Genomic DNA, 25,524 nt, shown 5'->3' with positions numbered 1-25,524 from the left:
TACCTTCAAAGGGCCCGTACAGGCATTTCAGGAAACGGTGTCGGGCTCGGGCAGCAGAATGAACACATCCTGCCCCACAGGTTTGACGACCGGGGCTTCTTCCGGGCCTTTCGCATCGAAGGGTGGCTCGACATCATTGCAACCCTTTGGCTTGTCATCGCAGATGAACACCGTGGCCCCTGTCAGGTAGGCCAACCGAAGTTGCAGCCCTCGGGTTTGTTGAATTGCCGCCTTTCGCGCCCCATGAACCTCCATATAATCCCCGAAGACATAGATGGTTTCAGTACCTTCCGGCACAGAGCTGGCCATTTTACGTGTTGTGTCCTGCCACGGCGGGAACGCAAAGTACGAGGTCTTCGCGATTGCCAGAATGTTGAACAACAACACACATAGAATCGCGATGCGGGCAAGACTCAACCATCTGTCACTGGACTTCGACAAGTGAACGGCAACAGAGACGATACAGAAGCCGAACAAGACCCAAACCCAGCCCAAAGTCCGCAGCGGAACCTGAACACCAGACATCAGAGCCTTGCCTACAAGCGGTGCCAGCCCCACCAGAACGGCCGCAAGAATGCCGATGGCAATAATCCTGTTCCAGATAAACAGGGCCAGCCAGGCCGCAAGGAACATGAGCGGTATGACGACACCGTGCGTCGCATCGCCCCCACCCATTTGTTCAAGGGTTTTGTGCAGGTAAACCTTCTGCTTTTCGATGTTCGCCAGCAGATCGGCAAAGGAGTTCACCTCGGTCGGCTCGCGCCATTGGGCAACCGGAATGCCGAACACTCCGTGATAGATGTAGTTCAACGAATACACCGCCAGCACACCGAGGGCGAGACTAACGACGAACACACCCAGCGTGATCGCCATGCTTTTATAGGTTTTGGGCGCCTTGCGGGAAAGCAGGACAAGAGTAACCAGCAGAAACGGATAGGTCGTATAGGCCATAAAGGACAACGGCACCGCCACAACCATCAACGCAAGCGCTGTGCGGTGCGGAAGGTAAAGGACCGCCACCGCAAAAAGTGCGACCACCCAGACACCCGGCAGCAGAGTATTGAACCAGAAGGACATCAGGTAGGCGGGGACCGAAAGAGCCACAAAAATGGCAAGAAACCCCTTATACCAGCCATCAACGTCACGGTCCAAAAGGCTCAGCGCCGTAGCGGCAGAGAAAAGCGACCATCCAACCAAGTAGAGGACAAAATGGACCGGAGATGGCAGGAAAACCGGCCGGAACTGCCACCAGTAATTCAGCCAGCGACCCTCATCGAGCGTCTTCAACAACGCGGCCCTGCGCGTACCAAGCAGCGCGGGAAAGTCGTCATGCCGAACGAAAGGGTCCTGGATCAGCGGCAGGTATACCAAGACCAGAACGGAAAAGCATAACACGAACAGGCGCGCGAACTCATGCCCCAGGGGTCGGGTGTTCATTCCTTACCCCCTGTATGAACGGGCAATGATCGACGCCCGCGCCTGTGCGATCGCAGTGACCGTTGTGCGCGGCAAGCGGCGCACGACCATCTTCCGCAGGTTCCAACCGAAGGTGCCCACCTCTTTCAGCACCCCGTCGGTTTTGGTCTTCAGCACCTCGGGCGGTAGTTTGGCCGTGCCGGTTTCGTTGGCATAGAGAACCGAGTTATAGCGATACCAGGGCTCGATGCTTGCATCGTCGAACAACTCCGGACGCAGGCAGTCATAGGCGGTGTATCCGCGCTCGGCGAACAGGCCCTGCCAGAACGAAAGCGGTTGTTCGTTGATGTGAAACTCGCCACCCTGCCCCGGTACGGCCGCCGAGAACAGGACCAGATCGGCATGGTGCGTCAGGCTTTGCACCAGACTGACCGAGGCCTCATGCGGTAGGTGCTCTCCGACCTCCAGCGATTGGGCCAGATCAAACCGCCGCCCCAGATCGATTGGCTGGACAAGGTCCTTGCCGAAAAAGGCATCCGCCGGGATGGCCAGCCGTTCGCGATCTACATAGTCACCATCGACGCCCGCGATATCCGTACACCCCGCCGCCGACCATTCAGACAACCAGACCCCCCGCCCGCATCCGAAGTCGACCACGCTTTCCGGTTTGACCCACGACTGCAGACACCGGATCAGGCTGTTGGCCGAACGCCGCGCGCCTTGGTCGATATAGTCAAAGAACTCGTTGGAATAGATATGCGACATGGCTGATCTCTAGATTGAATTTTGTTCGCGGTAGACCCAAAGACGAAGGATCACAAAGTTGAGGACCGGCAGGATCACGACGACCGAAGCGGCCGAGACGGTCTCGGGCAGCCCCAGACGCGGGCCGATGATCCCGGTAATTGCAGAGGACACGACCAGACCGACCCCGATCATGCAAAGGAAGCGTCCGAACTGGGCCGGGGCTGCAAGATGTTTGCCAAAGGTCCAAACAGTCTGACCGACATATTGGATCAGGATCGCAGAGCCAAAGGCCAGCAGGTTCGCGATCCAGGGCGATCCCAACAGGTGCAGCAAACCCAGATAAGCCACCATGTAATAGGCGGCCACCCCGGTCCCGACGACCGCAAAACGGAATATGCGACGGCGTTCGGTCATTGGTGGTTGGCAATTTTCTCAACGACGGGTTCGACAGTGTCTCCGGCTTGCTCGTCCACAAAGAACAGCGGTCGGCCCTTGGCCTCGACATAAAGACGGCCCAGATATTCCCCCATGATGCCCAGTGTCAGCAACTGGATGCCCGAGAAAAAGCTGATGATCAGAACGGTCGAGGCCCAACCAGCGACGGTGTTATAGAGGATCAGAGACCCAAACACGTAGACGCCCATCAAGGCGGCAACGATCAAAGTCAGAAAGGCCATCCGCGTCGCGATTTGCAGCGGCTTGATCGAGAAACTGGCCATTGCGTCAAAGGCAAACCGGATCATCTTGGACAGCGGGTATTTGGTTTCGCCCGCCACTCGCGGATCGCGGATATATTCGATGCCGATCTGCCGGAATCCGGCCCACGCGAACATCCCCCGAATGAAGCGCGCTCGCTCGGGCATTTGCAGAACCGCGTCCAGCGCCCGCCGGGTCACCAGACGAAAATCGCCGGTATCGTTGGGGATCGGCACATCGGACAGCCGGTTCAGCACGCGGTAGAACCCGTGGGCGGTGACCTTCTTGAACCAGCTTTCGCCCTTCCGCTCACTGCGGCGCCCGTAAACCACGTCATAGCCGCGATCCATCATTGCCATCATGTCAGACAACAGCTCGGGCGGGTCCTGCAAATCGGCGTCGAGCATGAAGATCCGCTCGCCCTTGGCTGCCATCAGCCCAGCCGTCAAAGCCACCTGATGTCCGCGGTTCATCGACAGTTTCAAACCCCGGATCGCGGAATGCTCTGCACACTGCGCGCAAATCGCGCTCCAGGTGTCATCGGTCGATCCATCATCGACCAGCACAATCTCGGTATCACCCCGCCAAGCCTCGGTTGCAGCGATCAAGCGCTCGACCAGCATGGGGATCGAGGCCTCCTCGTTCATGCAGGGAACGACAACGGACAGTAACATTGGACCTCCGACCGAGAATATGTCCAAAGCCCCGCGATCAGGTCGCGGTCTTTCGGATCTGGCTGCTCGTGCAATTTGTTTCATTTGTACTTGCGGCTCTTGATATCCCAACAATCGGCTTTCGCTAATTGGCCAGCGCGAAATTTCGGGGCGTCGTTACCGTTGCGACACATAACTCGACCCGAATAACCGCCATGAGTGTCACCGCGCCTTGTTTGCTGCAATTTTGCACCCGGGTTATGGCAGCAATACGCCCTTCCTGCGGCATTGGTCGGGTTGCTTCCATACCGATGTTCCGGCTTTGCTCAGGCCGTCAGACCTGGGCAAGAAGCCACGCCCGAACAGCGGCAACAATCCGTGGCTTTCTGTGGTCGCGCGGGGTGACAAGGTGGTACCCCTCCTGCACTTCGGTCGAAAATGAGACCGGCTGACACAGACGCTTTGCTTGAAGGTCATCCGCGACAAATTCACGATTGGCCAACGCCACACCCTGCCCTGCAATAGCCGCATCGATGGCCAGAGAGGTCTGGCTGAACGCCATCGTTTTCAAACCGGCGGGCGGTGCCTCTCCCAATGCGGCCTCGAGAAACAGGGGCCATTGGCCATGCGTATCTTCCAGCAAGACATGGTCTAGCAAATCTGCGGACGATTGGATCGGGCTGTCCCCTTGGGTCAGATCAGGATGACACACCGCGATCAGGTCGGCTGCAAACAAGGGTTCGGCGACCAGACCGGGGCCAAATGGCGGTTTCCCCTGCCGAACCGCGATATCCACCCCATCCGTCTGAAAGTTCGCCAGCGCGTTTGACGCATCCAGACGCAACCGGATATCAGGATGATCCTGCGCGAATGCCCCCAGCCTTGGCACCAGCCAGCGTGTAGCAAAAGACGGTGTCGTGCTGATTGTGACTACGGCGTCCTGCGGCGACAGATTGACCGTTGCCTCAGCCATCATGTCAAAGGCACGGCGGATCGGAGCAAGATATTTCCGTCCCTCATCTGTCAAGGACAAGCCTCTGGGCTTTCGGTCGAAGAGTTTGATCTTCAATAACTCTTCAAGCGACCTCACATGTTGAGCGACGGCACCCTGCGTCACGCCAAGCTCCTCGGCGGCCCGGCTGAAATTCAGATGGCGCCCCGAGGCCTCAAAAGCCTTGAGCGCGTTCAAAGGCGGCAGTTTGCGCATGGTCCAAGCGCCTTACTCGATAGTTATTCTACAGAGTTAAGACAGAATTACTGATTGGTCAAACGCCGCGCCCTGCCCCATTTTGATGACAGATTAAGGACACCAGCTGAATGGGGGCAAACATGGCTGATAAGAAAGTTGCGATCATCATGGGCGGTGGCAGCGGTATGGGCGCAGAAAGCGCGCGCCGACTGGCAGCCGATGGGTTCAACGTCGCGATCCTGTCGTCTTCGGGCAAAGGCGAAGCTCTGGCGGCTGAGCTTGGCGGCATTGGCGCGACCGGCACCAACCGGTCCAGTGCGGACATGCAGCATCTTGTGGATGCGGTCATGGACAAATGGGGCCGCGTGGATGTGCTGGTGAACTCGGCTGGCCACGGCCCACGCGCACCGGTTCTGGAAATCAGCGACGCAGACTGGCACGAAGGGATGGAGGTCTATTTCCTCAACGCCGTACGCGCCACGCGGATTGTCGCGCCCATCATGATCGAGCAGAAGTCCGGCACGATCATCAACATCTCGACTTTTGCCGCGTTCGAGCCGGACCCGGTGTTCCCGACCTCTGGCGTGATGCGTGCCGGGCTTGCGGCCTATAGCAAGCTGTTTGCCGACAAATACGCCCCCGACAATGTGCGCATGAACAACGTGCTTCCGGGCTTTATCGACAGCCTGCCGGAAAACCCGGAATGGAAAGCGCGCATCCCGATGGAGCGTTACGGCAAGGCCTATGACGAGATCGCCGCCACCGTGGCCTTTCTGGCCTCGGCCGGTGGCGCATACATCACCGGCCAGAACATCCGCGTCGACGGCGGCATTACCCGCTCGGTCTGATGCTCGCTAAATCGCTGCAAAAATGTGGGGTATGGCGGAGAGACAGGGATTCGAACCCTGGAGACGGTTTCCCGCCTACACACTTTCCAGGCGTGCGCCTTCGACCACTCGGCCACCTCTCCGTGGGCGCGATATTTGGACCATCGCCGGGGGATTTGCAAGGGGCGATTAAAGCGAAATTTCAACCTTCCGCAGTTCCGCCACACATACAGTCAGATCTCGTCGCCGTCCCCATCGCCCAGATCGGCCTCGGTCATCTCGACCGGCGCTGAGGATGGCTGATTTGAGGACGGTTGCACTGCGTCGCTCTCGGGATTCTGCTGCGGTGCTGATGGTTTACCCTGCAAGGCCTCGGGGTTGCGCAGCCAGACATCGCGTTGTGCGAACGGAATCTCGATCCCCTCTTCGACAAAGCGGCGGTTGATTTCGTGGTTCATGTCAGACTTCACCGACAGCACCCAGTTCACGTCACGCAGAATGGCGCGAATCTCGAAATCCAGCGAATCCGCGCCGAACCCCTGAAACACCACGCTGGGGGCCGGATGCGCCAGAACCATGGGGTGCGAATTTGCCACTTCGCCCAGGATTTTCTCGACCACGCGGGTGTCGGTGCCATAGGCCACCCCGACCGGTACGATAACCCGCCCAATGGTGTTGCCGCGGGTGTAGTTGGTGACCACGCCGCTAATCAGGTCCGAGTTCGGGACGATCACATCCGTCCGGTCAAACGTCTCAATCCGCGTGGACCGAACCGAGATGTCGCGCACATAGCCCATCATCCCGTTCACATCGATCCAATCGCCCTTCGAGATCGGACGTTCGACCAGAAGGATAATCCCCGAAACGAAATTCGAGACGATTGTCTGCAATCCAAAGCCAATACCGACCGACAACGCACCCGCAACAATCGCCAGCGACGACAGGTCAAAACCTGCGATCATGATCGCAACCAAGGCCGCCAGGAAAATCCCGACATAGCCGGTGCCCGCCGCAATTGCATTCTGCCCGCCGGGGTCAATACTTGTCTTGGGTAGTAGCGAGTTCCGCAGCCCGCTCTGCAACAGTCGTGTCAGCGCGTAACCGATGATAAAGACAATGACGAAGGTAAAGAAGTTGCTGGGCGAGATCCTGACGCCGCCAATGTCAAAACCCAGCAACAGGCGCGACCAGACCTCGAGCAGATCGGTTTCCCGCGCGCCCCAGTAAAGGGCCAGAATTGGCAGAGACAAGATCGCGATAACAAACGCAGTCAGCACGGAAAACAGCGAATCTCGCGCGGCATCGCCCTGCCCGCTGAGCCAGCCGTAGACCGAGGTCAGGAACCGATGGAAGATCGCCAAGGCCGCAAACAGCACAAGCGTTTTTACCGCCGGGAAAACAATCGCCTCGGCCGCATTGGTATAGCCGACAAGCGCCAGGATAGGGCTAACCATCCCCAGCAGGAACAAAGCCCGGCGCAGGAACTCCATGATCTGTGTCAGACCGCCACTGCGCGGCTTTTCACTGGCCTCGGCTTCGTCTGTTTCGGGCCTACTGGTCCGAATACGACGAATGCGCAACAAGATCAGAGCGGTTCCAACCACCACCGGAAAGCTGATGACCGCTCGGGTTGCGTCCGAGATATTCTCGATCTGATCGAACAGCAGCCCGAATTCATAAGTGATCAGAAAAACCGCCAGAATATCGAGATATACCCGCAACTCGGTGACATTCTTGCGGGACAAGCGATTGAAGCCTTGGGCCGCCTGCGACAGATACAGCTGACGCCCGATCCAGTCGTAGTAAAAGATTAGGGCAGCCCAAGACGGCACGTTCTGGATCAGCAACGAGCCGCGCAGCCCCATAAGGCCAGTCATGATGACCGCCTGCACCAGCAGCCAGACGCCCAGCCAAGGCAGCAGAATGCGCAACAGCGATACCAAAAACGACCAGACGCCAATGCCGCGGCCCCCAAGGTTGCGCAGATATTCACCTGCGGCCTCGGACCAGTAGCGCCCGTAATACAGCAACACACCCGCTGCGAGGGTCAGGAAGAGGATGCCCAGACCACGATCTCTCAGACGGTCCTGTACGATATTGGCCTTCAGGTTTTGTGCCGATTCAGTGATCAGCCCCCGTACGGCTTCGACGATGTCGGTCCAAGCCGGGCCCCAATATGCCGGGTTCATCGGGGATGGCCCGCGTTCAAGCAGCTCTTTCTTTTGCCTGTCGCGCAACAGCCGGTCGATCTCGCTGATCAGACCGTTGGCGCGGCTGAATGCCTCTTCCGAGATGATCTGCGGAACCTGAAGGCTGGTCAGTTGATCTTCCAGATGGGCGCGCAGCCGGGCGATTTCCTCGGGCTCGGTTGCGTCCCCTTCGGGCGCAGGACCAAGGGCCTTGATCTGGGCATCCAGGGTCTGGATACGATCCGTGTTGGCGCTGCGCGCCTGATTGAATTCTTCGCGATAGTTGTGGATTTCGGACCGCAGGTTCTCAAGCGCGGCGTTTGAGGTCCTGTCGGCTTCGATCTCGGTCTCGGCACGGTCCGCCGTTGCAAGCCATTTCTGGTAGTACTCGCTTTGCTGATCGGTCAGCTCGGCGGCAACGGGGCCGCCCAGCATGGCAAAGCAAACCAGAAAGAGCGCTAGAAACAGGCGGACCTGCCGCAGCATCATACGTCCTCGAACACGCCGGGAATGCTGCGCGGAGCTTCGGTCATCCAATCCGGCACCGGCAGTTCCTTTTCACGCAGGAATTCGGGGTTGAACAGTTTGGATTGATAGCGCGTGCCATAGTCGCACAGGATCGTCACGATAGTGTGGCCCGGTCCCAGATCCTTGGCCAGACGCACAGCGCCCGCCATGTTGATCGCCGTCGAACCGCCCATGACCAGACCTTCCTCGCGTAGCAGGTCAAAGATATAGGGCAGCGCCTCGTTGTCGGTCATCTGATAAGCGTAGTCGGGCTTGAACCCTTCGAGGTTCTTGGTGATCCGCACCTGGCCGATTCCTTCGGCGATCGAGCTACCCTCCATCGCGATCTCACCGGTGGTGTAATAGGAATAGAGCCCCGCCCCCATCGGATCGACCAGAGCGATCTTGACGCCCTTGGGCTGCAACGCGTCGGCCACACCTGCCAGCGTCCCGCCCGAGCCCACAGCACTGACAAAGCCATCAACCTTGCCACCGGTCTGTTCCCAGATTTCCGGGCCGGTGGTTTCGACATGAGCCTGCCGGTTGGCGACGTTGTCGAACTGGTTCGCCCAGATCGCGCCATTGGGCTCGGTCTGCGCCAGTTCTTCGGCCAGACGGCGCGAGTAATGCACGAAATTGTTAGGGTTACGGTACGGCGCGGCCGGAACCTGCACCAGTTGCGCGCCTGCCAGGCGCAGCATATCTTTCTTTTCTTCGGACTGGGTTTCCGGGATCACGATCACGGTCTTGAACCCCATCGACGCGCCGACCAGCGCCAAACCGATGCCGGTATTGCCCGCCGTGCCCTCGACAATGGTGCCGCCGGGTTTGAGATCACCGCGCGCGATGGCATCACGGATGATGTACAACGCCGCGCGATCCTTGACCGATTGGCCCGGATTCATGAACTCGGCCTTGCCGAGAATCTCGCACCCGGTCTCTTCACTGATGCGCTTCAGCCGGATCAGCGGTGTTTTCCCGACTGCGTCGGCAAGGTCTCGTGCAATGCGCATGGCGCCCTCATATCATTACGTATCAACGAAGATTTACAGATGCCGTGCGACAACCACAAGCGGCGATCCTTACCCCCGCAAGCGGTCGCGATGCCGGGCCAGCCAGTTGGCCAGCGACAGCAGGGGCAAATCCTTGAATTCATTGTTATCCACCTTCTGCATGAAGGTGTCATAAGGCAGGATTTGCGTGCGGATATCTTCCCCTTCCGAGGCCAACCCGCCATTGTCGATGGTCCGGGTCAGGCCACCCAGCCCGACATAAAGGTAAATATACTCGGTCGACGATCCGCTCGAGGAATAGGCCCCGCCAGCGTATTCCAATGTATCCAGTGTTACCTGCGCCTCTTCCTGCGCTTCACGATAGGCGGCCTGTTCCGGGGTTTCTCCAGGGTCGATCATGCCAGCCACCGGTTCCCACATCCACGGTTCGGGATCGTCGATCAGAAACACGGGCGCGCGGAATTGTTCGACCAGCAGAACCGCATCACGAACCGGATCATAGGGCAGAACTACTACGGCGGCCCCCTGCATCAGCCCGCTGCGATGCGAAACAGGCCCCATTGTCCCGTCGTGCTGGCGGTGCTGGACCTCAAGCTCTTCCAATCCGAAATAGTTCACATAGGCGCGCCGGTGGCTTTGGACGATGACATCTTTGGTCGTGTCGCGTGGATCGCCTGTCCGCCTTTTGCGCGCGGCCAGCCGGGCCCAGGCGCGGGTGCGGATCGGCGCGAAGTTGCGGGCAATCGTGGTCGCATCGACCCTGCCATAGTAGGCAAGCTCTTCCTGTGCAGCCAGCAAGGTCACCTCGGCCCATTCATCGACCCAACCCTGCAACGACCACGGCCCGTCCGGCGTCCAGAGGCCCGGTTCAGGAAAGAACACGCTGGCAGCAGCACTTGATCCGTCGGCAAGCTGCACGCTTTGCGGGCTGAGATCATAGTCAAACCCACCTTCGTAGTAGGCCAGCCTTTTCAGATCCTCTGGTGTAAAGCCCTGCACCAGCAGACCTTCGGCCTTGCTGCCTTTTTCCGGCACGATCATCGGGAAAGCCTGCCCCGCCACAGCATAAACCGCATGATCCGGCAGCACAGCCTGGGACACAGTCAATTGGGACAAAGGTCGGCCAAGCACAAGCTCTAGCAGCGGCTGATGCCTGAGCGTGCCGTAAAAGAACAAATCGGGCACTTGATTGAAACTCGCGCTGAATTCCAGAAGGTTACCGCCAGCGACGGCCGGCTTCTTCGGTTGCTAGCCCGGCGATAAGTGCTCCGATCGCCAAAGTCCACAGAATTTCCGGCGCCAGCAAAAATTGGCTGTATTCGATCCCGATCTTGAAAATAGAGATCAGCGCGTCGAAAGGTCCATCATACCGGTGACGCATGGCCAGCCGGATCATCTCATTGCAGCCCTGAACAAAAAGACCCCAGAACACTAGCGCAGCCATACCCGTAAGCCCGTTATTGACCGCTCCGGTCCAACCCCGGCCGACCCGTTTGCCCATGATCATCCACCCGCATACCAGGCCGATGATCATGTTGACTGTCGTGAACGCACCGTAGTCCTTACCCTCTTCGCCGTTGTCGATGATCATGCCCGATACGAGAAAGGCCACGACCAAAAGACAAATTGCAGCAACGAGACGCGGAGCACTGGGCATTCGGTATTTCCGTTTGTTAACTGGGTTTTGCTATAGTGATCTGTGTCACATCGCAGTTACCAGTGTCAAAGGCTGCGCCACATGCGGTCAAATAATAGTTCCACATGCGGCGGAAACGCTCATCAAACCCCATTTCGGCAATTTCGTCCCATTTGTCGTTGAACGTGTCGTACCAACGACGCAGGGTCAGATCATAGCTTTTGCCGAATTCCCGAGATTTCACCACGTTCAGCCCCGCCTCTGAAACCTGTTGTTTCAGAATCGAGGGCGTCGGGAGCATTCCGCCGGGGAAGATATATTTCTGAATGAAATCAACACCATTCTTGTAGATGTCCCACCGATGATCCGCGACGGTAATGATTTGCAACGTCGCCTGAGCACCGGGTTTCAGGCGCTCACGTACAGTCTCGAAGTAGACCGGCCAGTATTTCTGCCCGACGGCCTCGAACATCTCGATCGAGGCGATCCCGTCATACAGACCCCGTTCATCGCGGTAGTCCTGCAATTTGAACTCAACAAGGTCGGAAAGCCCTGCTTTTTCAATCCTCTGCCTCGCAAAGCTCAACTGTTCCTGACTGATCGTCAGACCTGTGACCCGTAGGCCACGCTCTTTCGCGGCATATTCGGCGAAACCACCCCAGCCGCAACCTATCTCAAGGATGTGATCCCCGGGCTTTGCGCCCATTTCATCGACCAGACTGGCGTATTTCGCGGTCTGTGCTTTTTCCAGACTTTCCTGTCCTGTCTCGAACAGGGCGCTGGAATAGGTCATGGTGTCATCCAGCCACAATCCGTAGAAATCATTTCCGAGATCGTAGTGATACGAGATGTTTTTCTTGGCCTGCCGCCGATGGTTTCGGTGCAGCCAAAAACGCAGGCGTTCGTATGCCTGCACAAGGAACATGCCGGTGAAATCGTCATACACGGTCTCAGTGCCCAGATGCACCAGATCCATGAAGGATCGTAGATCCGGGGTACTCCAATCGCCCTCCAGATAGGCATCGGAAAAGCCCAACTCGCCCTCACGGATCAATCGCGCAAAGACGTCCGGGTCGTGGATATCAACTCGGGCGACCGGCCCGGGTTTGGCCCCTTCGGACCGAAAAATCCGGCCATCAGGCAAGGCGATGTCCATCCGACCGGACTCCATCCGGTTCAGCATCTTGAAGACTTGAGCAAAGTATCTGGGCAGGTCTTTCTGCCCTTCGGTTGTCGTCAGGATCATCCGCTCTCCCCTGTGCGGCCTTGGTTCAAAGCTAGGCCGAGTTTGTGTTTCTGGCAAGTTTTCAGTTCCTTACCCGGTTTTTCGGCCTTCATAGGCCACCAAAGCCCGCGCCCGGCCAGCGGCAAGATTGACCACGGGTTCCGGGTAAGCAGAGGCAGGGTCCAACGCCCATGATCGCGGCACTGCCTCGAAATAGGACAGTGCCGTGACCGAAGGTGCGGCCTGCCCTTCGGCGATCCACCGGTTCAGGTAAGTTCCGTCGGGATCGAATTTTTCCTGTTGCGTCAGCGGGTTGAAAATCCGAAAGAACGGCGCGGCGTCAGGCCCCGACCCTGCAACCCACTGCCAACCCATCGCATTTGCTGCCGGGTCCCTGTCGATCAGGCACTCCGCGAACCAGTCCATACCGATTTTCCAGTGTGTCATCAGATGCTTGGTCAGATAGCTGGCCACGATCATGCGGGCGCGATTGTGCATACGACCGGTCACGTACATTTGACGTAAACCGGCATCCACCGCCGGAATACCAGTACGGCCCTGCTGCCATGCGACAACGTCGGGGTGGCTGGCATCGGTATTCCACGGGAATGCGTCCCATTCCGGCTTCCAGTTTTCGGTCAGCAAGTGCGGCGTATGGAACATGAGATGATAGGCAAACTCGCGCCAGACCAGTTGGCGCAGATAAGCCTCGGTACCCTGCGCGCCCGTCATTGCGGCGCGCTGGACCGCGTGCCAGACGCTGCGCGGGCCTATCTCTCCCAAAGACAGGTATTCGGACAAATCCGATGTGCCATCCAGATCGAGACGGTCCCGATCCGCAGAATAGCCTGAGATTCGGTCCAAAAACCCGTGCATAGCATCAAAAGCCGCACTTTCACCGGGCTGTACATATGGCGCGACAATCGCGGCACCTCTGTTCATTGCCACGCCCAGCTTCCATTCTGCCAAGTCATCGGAAACCGGCCAATGTTGCGGTGCGGGGATCGCTGATGGCGCGACCTCGGGCGCGGCGACGTCCCGGCCCTGAACTGCCCGCCACATCGGAGTGAACACACGAAAAGGCTGACCGGTCTTGGTGGCTACGGTCCATGGTTCGAACAAAAGGTGACCTTCAAAAGACGTGGTTTCTACGTCCTCTCTGGTCAGAGCTGCCTTGATACGGGTATCCCGCGAAATGGCATCCGGATCATAGGCCCTTGACCAATACACGGTCGTGGCACCAGTGTCCGCGATCAGGTTCTGCAATGCTGTCAGGGCGTCTCCGCGCCGCAGGATCAGGCGACTGCCGGCCCTTTCAAGGGACTGCGCAAAGACCTTTAACCCAAGCCCAAGCCGCCACTTTGGTGCCGCGCCCAACGCCTCGGCCAAGTCGTCCAGAATAAAGACCGGGATCACTGGACGTCCGGTCCGGACCGCCGCGCTTAACGCGGGATGGTCCGACAGGCGCAAGTCCCGTCGGAACCACATGATGATCGGAGATTGAGTGTTTTCCATGACCGCCCGGTTGTTTTCTTCGCATTACGAAGCCGAACGGAAACCGGATCACAAAACAGCGTCAAGTGCGTTCAATAACTGATCAATTTCTTGTTGCGAGGTATAGTGCGTGAAGCTGACCCGCAGCACGCCCTGATCCAGATCGACCCCCATCGCAGTCAGCGGGCGTACGGCGTAGAAGTCACCACCACCCGCCATGATCCCGTGGCTGACAAGCTCGGCCGCAACTGCCTCTGCATTCCGGTTCAGGGCCAGCGCAACGGTCGGCGCGCGGCGTGCCGCATCCGATGTACCAATCAGACGCACGGCATTGCGATCCTTGACCGCATCCAGCACCGGCTGCAGCAAGGCCACCTCTTGCCCGCGCATCAGGTCATGCACGAAAGCTCCGCGTTGGGTCGCATCGCCTTCGGGGCCGTTATGGTGATCGCACAGCAGATCGACATAGTCCGCCATGCCCGCACTGGCCGCGATTTGGGCATGATCTGGCCCGGCGGGGGTAAACCGCTTGTACAGCACGTCGCCGTTGAAAAAATGCGCCTGATTGGGTAGCAGCTCTCCCAACGCGCGCCGGATCACCATGCACCCCTGATGCGGTCCATAGGTTTTATAGGCCGAGAACAGGTAGATATCCGGACCCATATGGCCGACATTCGGAAACCCGTGCGGCGCGTATGAAACACCGTCAACACAGACGAACGCACCGGCCGCATGGGCGATCGAGGTGATTTCGGTCACCGGGTTGATCTCTCCGATCACATTGGAACAGTGCGGAAAGCAGACCAGACGGACCTTTTCGTCCAGCATGTTTTCCAGATCCTGCGGGTTCAGCGATCCGGTTTCCGGATCAATCTGCCATTCGCGGATTTCGATGCCGTCTTCGGCCAAACGCCGCCACGGGCCGGAATTGGCCTCGTGATCCTGATTGGTCACCACGATGGCATCACCGGGTTTCATCCACTGACGAAACGCCTGCGCAAGGACATAGGTGTTTTGCGTGGTCGAAGGCCCAAAGCTGAGCTCGTCGGTATCCACGCCCAGTATCGCGGCCATGCGTGCGCGGGCCTCGTCCATCTCTTCGCCCGCCAGACGGCTGGCGTCATAGGGGCCATAGGGCTGTACCTTGCGCTGCGTGTAATAACGGGTCAGCCGGTCCAGCACCGGTTTGCAAGTGTATGATCCGCCCGCGTTTTCAAAGAACGCCTGCCCTTGCAGGCTGGGCTCGGAAAAAGCCGGGAACTGATCCCGAACGAAATTGATATCCAGAGTGCTCATGGCACACCTCTCCTCATTCATGCAGCTTGTTCCGATACGATGCCCGCGCATGATTTCGGACAACTCGGAAATCACGGCAGGTCTTCCAGCCCAACCACAGCCCTCGGTCGAAACCAAAGGCAGGGGCAGTCTTTCCGGGCAGAACGGGCCACCCGAAGGACGCGGATACTTAGACAAGGGCGAGGACATCGGTCAACCCAGCCCAATAGAAAAAAGCCCCGACGCATGGCCGGGGCTTTTCGTAGTGAAGTTGAACTCAGCGGCGGCGTTTTTCGTTCGCCAGACCGATGAAGATCGATACGCACATCAGCACAAGCACGATCGCAAACGGAAAGCCGGTTGCAATCGCGGCGGCCTGCAAGGCACCAAGCCCACCGCCTAGCAACAGCACAACAGCAATCGCACCTTCCAGAATGCACCAGAACACGCGCTGCGCCGTAGGGGCATCGGTCTTGCCGCCAGCCGTAATCGTATCGATCACTAGCGAGCCCGAGTCCGAGCTGGTCACGAAGAACACGACAACCAGGATGATGCCGACAAAGGACAGCAGACCGGTCATCGGGAAAGCTTCAAACATCTTGAACATCTTCAGCTCAAGCGCCGCATCCGACAGGCCCTGCCCCGAACCGGACATCACCTGATCCAGCGCCGCGCCACCGAAAACGCTCATCCACAGCGCACCAACAACGGTCGGGATCAGGATCACGCAGATCACGAATTCGCGCACGGTACGGCCGCGCGAAATGCGGGCGATGAACATGCCAACGAACGGCGACCAGGAAATCCACCAGGCCCAGTAGAACGTGGTCCAGCCCTGCATGAAGTTGGTGTCTTCACGACCGACCCAGTTCGACAGGGCGGGCAACGCGATGAAGTACTCGATCATGCTGTCGAAAAAGCCGGTCAGAATTGCGACGGTCGGGCCGACGATCAGCACCAGTAACAGCAAAGCCGCGGCCAGGATCATGTTGGCCTCGGACAGACGCTTGACCCCTTTGTCGAGGCCGGCAACAACCGAGATCAGAGCAAACACAGTGATCAACCCGATCAACAGCACTTTCATGCCGTCCGTGATCGGAACATCAAACAGATAGTTCAGACCAGCCAGCGCCTGCGTCGCCCCCAGACCCAGCGAGGTCGCCAGACCGAAGATGGTGGCAAATACGGCCAGAACGTCAATGATGTGCCCCAGCGGACCCCAGGTCGCCTCACCAAACAGCGGGTAGAACACCGACCGCATGGTCAGCGGCAGACCCCGGTTAAAGCTGAAAAACGCCAATGCCAGCGCCACGACGGCATAAACGGCCCAGGGGTGCATACCCCAATGGAAGATGGTCGCAGCCATTGCCAGCTTTTTCGAGGCTTCCGGGTCTTCCAGCCCGGCCCCCAACGGCGCCCAGTCGGTGCGCACACCATCTTCACCGACAGCGACGCCGCCAATGGATGATCCGTAGTGCGAGATCGGCTCAGCCACACCCCAAAATACCAAGCCGATGCCCATGCCCGCAGCAAACAGCATCGAGAACCAACCGGCATAACTGTAATCCGGTTTGGCATCGTCGCCGCCCAAGCGGATCGAGCCATAAGGCGTGACGATCAGCAAAAGCGAAAACACCACAAAGATGTTGGCTGCGATCATGAACACCCAGTCGAACTGGCTGGTCAGTGCCGGTCGAAGCCACCCAAAGAATTCGGCCGCCTGCTCGCGGAACACGAGCGAGAAAAACACGAATGCAATGATGGTGAGCCCCGAAACAGCAAAGACCGGATTGTGAACGTCCAGCCCCATAATCTGGACGTTGTCCTGACCGACTTCATAGTCAGTCTCCGTGTTGTCTGACATAGTTTCTCTTCCTTCCCATATTCGGTGCTCAGGACTTTCAATATCCCGCGCCGAAACGGGTTGGCTGAGAAGACCACCTATCGCTAAAAAGCGACAAAAATCACAAAAACCGACACGTGAATTTAATGAGAATTTGCTCCAAAAGCCTGGACCTTCGCAGACAAAAAAAGGCCGGGCTGTCGACCCGGCCTGAGCATTCGGTTCGTCGGAATTAGCCCTGAACCTTGGTGTAGGTCCCCTCACCCGCCAGGATGCCGCGGAACCCGCCGGGTTCATCCAATCCAAAGACGATCAGCGGCAGGTTGTTGTCCCGCGCCAGCGCAATGGCCGAAGCGTCCATGACACGCAGCCGTTTGGCCAGAACGTCATCATAGGTGACCGTGTCATAACGTACCGCGTCGGCGTGAACCTTCGGGTCCTTGTCGTAGACGCCATCAACGCCGTTCTTGCCCATGAAAATCGCCTCGCAGGCCATTTCGTTGGCGCGCAGGGTCGCTGCCGTGTCCGTGGTGAAATACGGGTTGCCCGTTCCAGCGGCAAAGATGCAGACCCGCTTTTTTTCAAGGTGCCTAACGGCGCGGCGGCGGATGTAGGGCTCACACACTTCATCCATGCGAATGGCCGAGATGACACGGGTGAAGACGCCGATCTCTTCCAGTGCCGACTGCATCCCCAGCGCGTTCATCACCGTTGCCAGCATCCCCATGTAGTCGGCGGTTGTGCGCTCCATCCCCTGTGCCGAGCCGCTGAGGCCGCGGAAGATGTTGCCGCCGCCGATCACCATGCAGATTTCAACACCCAGATCGTGCACCGACTTGACCTCTTGCGCGATGCGCTGGACGGTGGGCGGGTGCAGGCCAAAACCCTGATCCCCCATCAGCGCTTCGCCAGAGATTTTTAGCATCACGCGATTGTACTTCGCTTTTGGGGTCTCGGTTGTTTCGAGTGTTTCGGTCAGGCTCATGTTGCGCTCCGGGCTGGCACGGGGTTAATTTCCGGCGCAAAATGAAGCAAAAACTCCGCAGGTTCAATGCGGATGGTGAGGATTGGGGCGTACCCGGATGGCCAATAACGAAAGTTCGCAGATTTGGGACCGTCTGCCCCCGATTAATGAGGATCAGCCTGTGCTGATCGCGGGACCGACAGCCTCGGGAAAATCGGCGCTGGCCTTGCAGATCGCCGAAACCTATGGCGGTGTGATCGTGAATGCGGACGCCAGCCAGGTCTATGATTGCTGGCGGGTGATTTCGGCGCGTCCTTCGGTTGAAGAAGAATCCCGTGCGCCGCATCTGCTGTATGGTCACATCGCCCATGATCAGGAGTACTCAACCGGACACTGGCTGCGTGAGGTGACACCGCTGCTGTCCGGGGGCCAGCGTCCGATCATCGTCGGTGGCACCGGCCTTTATTTTTCGGCCCTGACTGAAGGGATGGCCGACATCCCTGCCACGCCACCCGAAGTTCGGGCTGAGGCAGATCAGATGGACCTGTCCTCACTGATCGCTGGTATCGACGAAAAAACACTGAACCGGATCGACACACAAAACCGTGCTCGCGTTCAGCGCGCCTGGGAAGTGCAACAGGCCACCGGGCGCAGCCTGAGCGACTGGCAGGCCGACACCCCGCCTCCGGTTCTGGACCTGTCTGACACGGTCCCGATCGTCTTTGATGTGGACAAGGAATGGCTGCTGGATCGCATCACCCGGCGGTTCGACCAGATGCTAGATACCGGCGCCTTGCAAGAGGTCGAGGCGATGCGCGACCTCTATGATCCATCGTTGCCTGCCTTCAAGGCCATCGGCGTTCCCGAGTTGATGGCCTATCTGGACGGCAGGATGACTTTGGATGTCGCCCGCGAGCGTGCGACAATCTCGACCCGTCAGTTCGCCAAGCGCCAACGTACCTGGTTCCGCGCGCGCATGAAAAAATGGAAACAGATCGACTTCTCAAAATGATACACAATTTTCTTAAGATGTATTTTTGAACGATTCCCCGCCAAAAGCGGAATTTCCAGTTTACGACAGTATACATTGGCGGTTTCACCCCGGACCAAACCTGCCGCGACGGTAAACAACCTTCGTTGATGTCGTTTTTGTGCAATAGATGACGATTTCGAACATTGACCTCATCAGATTTCTGGGGCCGAATGGTGTCATGGGGACACCAAGAACTCAGACAATCCGAGAACCTGCTGCCGGAAACTGACCGGTTCGAGCGGTTCCAGACTTCTTCAAAACAATACATGTCATCAGGGAGAGACATTAATGAAAAACCAAACCATCACCGGAGCACCGACTCACTGGGCCGCAGAAATGCACGCTCAGGAGTATCGGGACGGCAAACTGAACCGGCGAGAATTCCTGGCCCGCGCCACCGCGCTGGGTGTTGCCGTGCCAGCGGCCTACGGGATGATCGGCCTGCAATCACCTGCTGCGGCGCAAGAGCCCCCGCGGGGCGGTACCATCCGCTATCAGATGGAAGTGCGCGCGCTGAAAGATCCGCGGACCTTTGACTGGACACAGATCGCCACCTTCACCGCTGGCTGGCTGGAATATCTGGTCGAGTACAACAATGACGGCTCGTTCCAGCCCATGCTGCTGGAAAGCTGGGAAGCCAACGACAATGCCACCGAATACACTCTGAATGTTCGCCAGGGCGTGAAGTGGAACAACGGTGACGACTTCACCGCAGAAGATGTCGCCCGCAACATCGAGATGTGGTGCGACCAATCGGTTGAAGGCAACTCGATGGCGTCGCGCATGGCGTCGTTGATCGATCCTGAAACCCAGAAGGCCGCAGACGGCGCCATCACGGTTGTCGATGCGCACACGGTCAAGCTGGTCTGCCAGTCGCCCGATATCACCATCATTCCTGGTATGGCGGACTATCCGGGTGCCATCGTTCACAGCAGCCACGACCCGGCTAACATGCTGGCCAATCCCATCGGCACCGGCTTCATGCTGCCGGAAAGCCACGAGGTTGGCGTCAAAGGCGTTCTGGTGCGCAACGAAGACTTTGAATGGTGGGGCTATGCCGCTGGCAAGGGTGGTTATGTCGACCGGATCGAGTTTATCGACTACGGCACCGACCCCGCCGCGTTCCTGGCCGCCTACGAGGCGGAAGAGATCGACATGAACTGGGAGTCGGTTGGCGAATTCGTCGACATCTTCGACGGCATCGGCCTGACCCGGTCCGAAATCCCATCGGGCTTTACCATCGTCATCCGTCCGAACCAGTTGGCGGAAGATGCCAACGGCAACAAGATCTATGGCGACAAACGTGTACGTCAGGCGCTTGCCATGGCCGTCGACAACGCGGTCTGCCTGGAGCTTGGCATGTCCGGTTACGGCATTGTTGCCGAAAACAGCCATGTCGGCCCGATGCACCCCGAACACGACTCTTCTGTCGTCCGCATCCCATACGACCCGGCCGCTGCCAAGGCGCTTATGGACGAGGCCGGCATGGGCGACTTCGAGCACGAAGTTCAATCCATCGACGACGACTGGCGCCGCAACACCACAGCGGCAGTTGTTGCCCAGTTGAACGACGCGGGCATCAAAGCCAAGCACACGGTTCTGCCCGGTTCGACCTTCTGGAACGACTGGACCAAATACGCCTATTCGTCGACCAACTGGAACCACCGTCCGCTGGGCACGCAGATCCTTGCGCTGGCCTACAAGTCGGGTGTTGCGTGGAACGAGTCCGGCTTCGCGAACGCTGAGTTCGATACCCTGCTGGCCGAGGCGAACTCGATCTCCGACGTGGACAAGCGTCGCGAAGTGATGGGCAAGCTGCAGGCGATCATGATCGACGAGGGTGTGGTGATCCAGCCCTATTGGCGCACCGCGATGCGTCACCACCGCGACAATCTGGTGGGTGTCGAAAAGCACATCGCCGACCTGCCCCAGATCTATAAATTCGGCGTCATGGGCTAAGCCGAAACCTGAGCAGGCCGCGCCACAACGGCGCGGCCTTTTCGTCCTGAACGCGGCGACAAAAAAAACAGCAACGCGTGGGGCCGAACGGCCTTGGCGCTAGCCTACCAACAGGGGCCAATATGGGACTTTTCATTCTAAAGCGTGTCGGCATCATGCTCATGACAGCATTATGTCTGACATTCTTAGTCTTTTTCCTTACAAACCTATATCCGAACCTTGAAAAGCTCGCGAAAACGCAGGGCAATTTCCGGATGTCGGATGAGCAGGTTGAAAGCTATCTGGAAAAGAACGGGTATCTTCAGCCGATGCCGGTCAAATACGGCGAATGGCTGGGCGTTCTTCCGTCCTATCGGCACACGAATGAGGACGGCACGGTTCTGGGCAGATGTATTTTGCCGGGTCAGTCCGCAGAAGATGCCCCCAGGTTCTGCGGCATCCTGCAAGGGTATTGGGGCTACTCCACTGTTTTCAAACAGGAAGTGTCGACCGTTGTTGGAACCCGTCTGGGCTTGACCGGCAGGCTGATGTTCTGGGTGATGTTGCTGATGGTCCCTTCGGCACTGATCCTTGGCGTTCTGGCTGGAATGAAGGAAGGTTCGGCCACCGACCGGACCCTGTCGACCTTTGCGATCACCACCACGGCGACACCGGAATATGTGTCGGGCGTGATTTTCATCGCCATCTTCACCTCATCCGCCGTGGGCTTGAAATGGTTCAAAGGCACGGCAACACAGGCGATGGAGAACCCAACTTTTGAGAACTTCTTCCTGCCGGTTTTGACCATTGCGCTTTATGGGATGGGCTATATCGCCCGAATGACCCGTGCTTCGATGACCGAGGTGATGACGGCGCAATATATCCGAACCGCGCGCCTGAAAGGTGTGTCCTTCTCGAACATCGTGATGAAACACGCGCTGCGCAACGCGCTGATCGCGCCCTTTACCGTCATCATGCTGCAGTTCCCCTGGCTGCTGAACGGCGTCGTGATCGTCGAGACCCTGTTCAACTACAAGGGCTTTGGCTGGGCGCTGGTTCAGGCGGCGGGCAACAACGACATTCAGCTGCTGCTGGCGATCTCGGTCGTGTCGGTCTTTGTGGTGCTGGTGACGCAGCTGATCTCGGATATCGGCTATGTCTACCTCAACCCGCGCATCCGTATTTCGTAAGGAGGGATAGATCATGGAACCACTTACCTGGACCGGCTCTATCGCCCTCCTGAACCCGTTGCTGATGATCGCGATTGCGGCTCTTCTGGTATCGCTCGTTGTCTGGATCCTCGGCAGTATCGTGCTGCCGGAAACCCCGGTCAGCGTGAATGTCGATGGTACGATCAGCTCAGGCTCGGGGCTGCGCGGACTGACGCAGAAGGCGCTGCGATACAGCTTTGCGGCCTGTGTTGCGCTGGCCTTGGCCTATATCGTGCTGGGCATCCTCATGGGCACCAGCGCGGGCATCATCGGCGCGATCTCACAGCAGTTCCTGCCTGTCTGGCTGTCGCTGGTCATCCTGTTTGCCATGTCGATTGCATTCAAACGCAAGCTGGGCCTGTACGGCAAACTGTTCGACAGCCCCATTGGTATGATCGGCTTTGGCCTTGTGATGTTCTGGGTCTTTACCGGCATCTTCGGCGCCATGGACCTGATCATCACCCATGACCCTCTGGATCAGGTGTCGGGCATGAAGAACAAGGTCCCCGGAACGCCGCTGCCTTCTGTCGGTGAGGGTGAATATGCCTGGTACCTGCTGGGCGGCGACAACCTCGCCCGCGATGTGTTCAGCCGTATGGTCAAGGGCGCATGGATCGTGGTGCAGATTGCTCCGCTTGCGACCATGTTTGCCTTCATGGTCGGGATCACTCTGGGCCTGCCCGCCGGGTTCTATGGCGGTCGTCTGGACACCTTCCTGTCGTTCCTCGCCAACCTGATCCTCGCCTTCCCGGTGATCTTGCTGTTCTATCTGCTGGTCACGCCGGAAATCGTGGCGACCGGAGTGCCGAACTACATGGCGGCGGTGTTGTTTGTGTTCCCGATCCTGTTCCTCGCGGTCCTGCTGAACTCGCGCTTTTACACAAGGCCGAGCTTCCGCACCCCGCTGTTGATCGGAGTATTGGGCATCGCGTTGTGGCTGTACCTGTCGCTGATCTCGACCGGTGGCTACATCATCAATACCGACACTTACGGAATCTGGGGTCTGCCGACCTATCTGGATCTGTTCGACATCCCCGGAGGCATCCTTGTGGTGTTCGTCTCGGTGGTATTCGTGAACTCGCCTACTGTGTTCCGTATCGTCCGTGGCCTGGCGTTGGACATCAAAACGCGTGACTACGTGGCTGCGGCGCAGACCCGTGGTGAGGGCCCATGGTACATCATGCTGTGGGAGATCCTCCCCAACGCCCGTGGTCCGCTGATCGTCGATTTCTGTCTGCGGATTGGCTACACCACCATCCTTTTGGGAACCTTGGGCTTCTTTGGCCTTGGACTGCCGCCGGAAAGCCCGGATTGGGGTTCGACGATCAACGAGGGGCGCAAGCTATTGTCGATCTATCTGCACCCGGCCCTGCCGCCCGCGCTGGCGCTGTTGTCACTGGTTCTTGGTTTGAACCTGCTGGCTGACGGTCTGCGCGAAGAAAGTCTGAAAGACTGATGTGATCGCGGCCGGGGGCTCTGCCCCCGGACCCCCGAGATATTTTTAGCCAGATGACGGGGACGCCCCTGACTCTCGCAAGGAGAAACACAGATGAACAAACTGGCGGATTATGACGGGCCTATTCTAGAGATCGACAAGCTCTCGATTTCGTTTTTCACCCGTCTGAGGGAAATCCCTGCCGTGATGGATTTCTCGGTCAGTGTTCAGCCCGGCGAAGCCGTCGGATTGGTGGGCGAGTCCGGCTGTGGCAAGTCCACCGTGGCCTTGGGGGTCATGCAAGACCTTGGCAAGAACGGCCGCATCGTTGGTGGCTCGATCAAGTTCAAGGGCCGCGACCTTTCGGAAATGACCACCGAAGAGTTGCGCGACATTCGCGGCAACGAAATCGCGATGATCTATCAGGAGCCGATGGCCTCACTGAACCCTGCGATGAAGATCGGCAAGCAGTTGATGGAAGTGCCGATGATCCACGAGGGCGTCAGCAAGGACGAGGCTTATGCCCGCGCGCTGGAAGTGGTCACCGACGTCCGCCTGCCCGACCCCGAGCGGATGTTGAATTCGTTCCCACACCAGTTGTCGGGCGGCCAGCAGCAGCGGATTGTCATCGCGATGGCGCTAATGTCAAAACCGGCGCTGTTGATCCTGGACGAACCGACCACTGCTCTGGACGTGACGGTTGAGGCCGCCGTGGTCGAACTGGTTAAGGATCTGGGCAAGAAATACGGCACGTCGATGCTGTTTATCTCACACAACCTCGGGCTGGTTCTGGAAACCTGCGACCGACTGTGTGTGATGTATTCGGGTGAGGCGGTCGAGCGCGGCTCGATCCACGATGTGTTCGACGAGATGCAGCACCCCTATACCCAGGCGCTGTTCCGCTCGATCCCTCTGCCAGGGGCGGACAAGAACGCGCGCCCGCTGGTGGCCATTCCGGGGAACTTTCCCCTGCCCCACGAACGTCCGCCTGGCTGTAACTTTGGCCCGCGCTGCGACTATTTCGAAGAAGGTCGTTGTGATGCTCAGAACATTCTGATGGAGCCGGTGCCGGGCAATGACCGCCACCACACGCGATGTCTGAAGTTCAAGGAGATCGACTGGAACGCTCCGATCACCGTGGGTGAGCAGAAAGAAAAAGGCGAAATCGGCCGCACCGTGCTGAAGATGGACAACCTCAAGAAATACTATGAGGTGGCCGCGAATGCCCTGTTCGGCGGTGGCGAGACCAAGGTGGTCAAAGCCAACGAAACGCTCAGTTTCGAGGCGCATGAGTCTGAGACGCTGGCCATCGTGGGTGAATCCGGCTGCGGCAAGTCCACCTTCGCCAAGGTGTTGATGGGGCTTGAGACAGCCACGGATGGCCAAATCCTGTTGGACAACCGAAATATCGAGGCCGTGCCAATCGAGGAACGCGACGCCAAGACCGTGGGCGAAGTGCAGATGGTGTTCCAGAACCCGTTTGACACTTTGAATCCCTCGATGACCGTGGGCCGTCAAATCATCCGCGCGCTGGAAATCTTCGGCGTCGGCAAGTCCGAGGCCGAGCGTAAGAAGCGGATGCTGGAACTGCTGGATCTGGTAAAACTGCCCCGCGCCTTTGCAGAGCGAATGCCCCGCCAATTGTCGGGCGGGCAGAAACAGCGCGTCGGGATCGCCCGCGCCTTTGCCGGGGATGCCCGGATCGTGGTTGCGGACGAACCGGTCTCGGCGTTGGACGTGTCCGTGCAGGCGGCGGTGACTGATCTGCTGATGGAGATTCAGCGCGAGCACAAGACCACGCTGCTGTTCATCAGCCACGACCTGTCCATTGTCCGCTATCTCAGTGACCGGGTGATGGTGATGTATCTGGGCCACGTGGTCGAACTAGGCACAACGGACCAGGTCTTTGCCCCACCCTACCACCCCTATACCGAAGCGTTGCTGAGCGCTGTTCCCATCGCGGACACATCGATTGAAAAGCAGCATATCGTGCTGGAAGGGGATATCCCGTCGGCAATGAACCCACCCCCGGGGTGTCCATTTCAGACGCGGTGCCGGTGGAAGTCCGAAGTTCCGGGCGGGATGTGTGAGCGCGATGTGCCGCCAGTGAAAACTCTGGCCGACGGTCATCAGGTCAAATGCCACCTGTCCGAAGAGATTCTGGCCCGCATGGAGCCGGTCATTAAAATCGCAGCCGAGTAAATCAAGAAACCACAGATCAGGGGCGTCGGAA

General features: G+C 58.4%; 20 protein-coding genes and 1 tRNA gene. 6 read left to right on the top strand and 15 right to left on the bottom strand.

Annotated elements, in window-relative coordinates; all coding sequences use genetic code 11:
• Positions 1-27: 27 nt before the first annotated feature.
• The 5 genes from GOX63_RS01410 to gcvA form a co-directional block, all read right to left on the bottom strand.
• Entirely contained in the window at positions 28-1,437 is a 1,410-nt protein-coding gene (locus tag GOX63_RS01410; RefSeq protein WP_170324703.1) for a hypothetical protein, read from the bottom strand.
• A 3-nt stretch (positions 1,438-1,440) separates the two neighbouring features.
• Entirely contained in the window at positions 1,441-2,181 is a 741-nt protein-coding gene (locus GOX63_RS01405; protein ID WP_170324702.1) for a methyltransferase domain-containing protein, read from the bottom strand.
• Between the two features lie 9 nt (positions 2,182-2,190).
• Positions 2,191-2,577 (bottom strand): GtrA family protein, encoded by a 387-nt coding sequence (locus GOX63_RS01400; protein WP_170544603.1) that lies wholly within the window; start codon positions 2,575-2,577, stop codon positions 2,191-2,193.
• Entirely contained in the window at positions 2,574-3,533 is a 960-nt protein-coding gene (locus GOX63_RS01395) for a glycosyltransferase family 2 protein (protein ID WP_170544600.1), read from the bottom strand. Before GOX63_RS01395 ends, GOX63_RS01400 begins: the two co-directional genes overlap by 4 nt.
• 313 nt (positions 3,534-3,846) lie before the next feature.
• Entirely contained in the window at positions 3,847-4,719 is an 873-nt protein-coding gene (gene gcvA, locus GOX63_RS01390) for a transcriptional regulator GcvA (RefSeq protein WP_170544597.1), read from the bottom strand.
• Positions 4,720-4,841: 122 nt separating this feature from the next.
• Between gcvA and GOX63_RS01385 the strand changes: the two genes are divergently transcribed.
• Complete coding sequence (locus GOX63_RS01385) at positions 4,842-5,549, top strand: SDR family oxidoreductase (protein ID WP_170544593.1); 708 nt, start codon at positions 4,842-4,844, stop codon at positions 5,547-5,549.
• A gap of 32 nt (positions 5,550-5,581) precedes the next feature.
• Here GOX63_RS01385 and GOX63_RS01380 read toward each other — a convergent pair.
• From GOX63_RS01380 to pyrH, 10 genes are all read right to left on the bottom strand, one after another.
• Positions 5,582-5,671: transfer RNA gene (locus tag GOX63_RS01380), tRNA-Ser, on the bottom strand.
• Positions 5,672-5,761: 90 nt separating this feature from the next.
• Positions 5,762-8,203, bottom strand: coding sequence for a DUF3772 domain-containing protein (locus GOX63_RS01375; protein ID WP_170544590.1), 2,442 nt, complete (start codon positions 8,201-8,203; stop codon positions 5,762-5,764).
• Positions 8,203-9,237 carry a cysteine synthase A gene (locus GOX63_RS01370; RefSeq protein WP_170324696.1) on the bottom strand — a complete coding sequence of 345 codons (1,035 nt, stop codon included), beginning with the start codon at positions 9,235-9,237 and terminating at the stop codon, positions 8,203-8,205. Before GOX63_RS01370 ends, GOX63_RS01375 begins: the two co-directional genes overlap by 1 nt.
• Before the next feature lie 69 nt (positions 9,238-9,306).
• Complete coding sequence (locus GOX63_RS01365; RefSeq protein ID WP_170544587.1) at positions 9,307-10,422, bottom strand: NUDIX domain-containing protein; 1,116 nt, start codon at positions 10,420-10,422, stop codon at positions 9,307-9,309.
• A gap of 31 nt (positions 10,423-10,453) precedes the next feature.
• Complete coding sequence (locus GOX63_RS01360; RefSeq protein ID WP_170544584.1) at positions 10,454-10,894, bottom strand: TrgA family protein; 441 nt, start codon at positions 10,892-10,894, stop codon at positions 10,454-10,456.
• A 16-nt stretch (positions 10,895-10,910) separates the two neighbouring features.
• Complete coding sequence (locus GOX63_RS01355) at positions 10,911-12,119, bottom strand: SAM-dependent methyltransferase (RefSeq protein WP_170544582.1); 1,209 nt, start codon at positions 12,117-12,119, stop codon at positions 10,911-10,913.
• Positions 12,120-12,188: 69 nt separating this feature from the next.
• The gene (locus GOX63_RS01350; RefSeq protein WP_170544579.1) at positions 12,189-13,613 is read right to left on the bottom strand and encodes a cryptochrome/photolyase family protein; all 1,425 of its coding nucleotides are present in this window, start codon (positions 13,611-13,613) and stop codon (positions 12,189-12,191) included.
• Between the two features lie 48 nt (positions 13,614-13,661).
• Positions 13,662-14,888, bottom strand: coding sequence for an aminotransferase class V-fold PLP-dependent enzyme (locus GOX63_RS01345; protein ID WP_170324692.1), 1,227 nt, complete (start codon positions 14,886-14,888; stop codon positions 13,662-13,664).
• A gap of 256 nt (positions 14,889-15,144) precedes the next feature.
• Positions 15,145-16,731, bottom strand: a complete 1,587-nt coding sequence (locus tag GOX63_RS01340; RefSeq protein WP_170324691.1) for a BCCT family transporter — start codon at positions 16,729-16,731, stop codon at positions 15,145-15,147.
• A gap of 211 nt (positions 16,732-16,942) precedes the next feature.
• Positions 16,943-17,695, bottom strand: coding sequence for a UMP kinase (pyrH, locus tag GOX63_RS01335; RefSeq protein ID WP_170324690.1), 753 nt, complete (start codon positions 17,693-17,695; stop codon positions 16,943-16,945).
• A gap of 97 nt (positions 17,696-17,792) precedes the next feature.
• On the opposite strand from pyrH, the gene miaA reads away from it, so the two are divergent.
• From miaA to GOX63_RS01310, 5 genes are all read left to right on the top strand, one after another.
• Positions 17,793-18,686, top strand: coding sequence for a tRNA (adenosine(37)-N6)-dimethylallyltransferase MiaA (gene miaA / locus GOX63_RS01330; protein ID WP_170324689.1), 894 nt, complete (start codon positions 17,793-17,795; stop codon positions 18,684-18,686).
• Between the two features lie 309 nt (positions 18,687-18,995).
• Positions 18,996-20,666, top strand: coding sequence for an ABC transporter substrate-binding protein (locus tag GOX63_RS01325; RefSeq protein WP_170324688.1), 1,671 nt, complete (start codon positions 18,996-18,998; stop codon positions 20,664-20,666).
• A 122-nt stretch (positions 20,667-20,788) separates the two neighbouring features.
• A complete protein-coding gene (locus tag GOX63_RS01320; protein ID WP_170324687.1) occupies positions 20,789-21,835 on the top strand; it encodes an ABC transporter permease in 1,047 nt (348 codons plus the stop codon).
• Positions 21,836-21,848: 13 nt separating this feature from the next.
• The gene (locus tag GOX63_RS01315) at positions 21,849-23,312 is read left to right on the top strand and encodes an ABC transporter permease (RefSeq protein WP_170324686.1); all 1,464 of its coding nucleotides are present in this window, start codon (positions 21,849-21,851) and stop codon (positions 23,310-23,312) included.
• Between the two features lie 93 nt (positions 23,313-23,405).
• Complete coding sequence (locus GOX63_RS01310; protein ID WP_170324685.1) at positions 23,406-25,493, top strand: dipeptide ABC transporter ATP-binding protein; 2,088 nt, start codon at positions 23,406-23,408, stop codon at positions 25,491-25,493.
• Positions 25,494-25,524: the final 31 nt, after the last annotated feature.

This window comes from Ruegeria arenilitoris, from assembly GCF_013031355.1.
Lineage (GTDB): Bacteria > Pseudomonadota > Alphaproteobacteria > Rhodobacterales > Rhodobacteraceae > Ruegeria > Ruegeria arenilitoris_C.
Note: the sequence above shows the minus strand (reverse complement) of the source record. Positions and strands in the feature narration are given on the sequence as shown.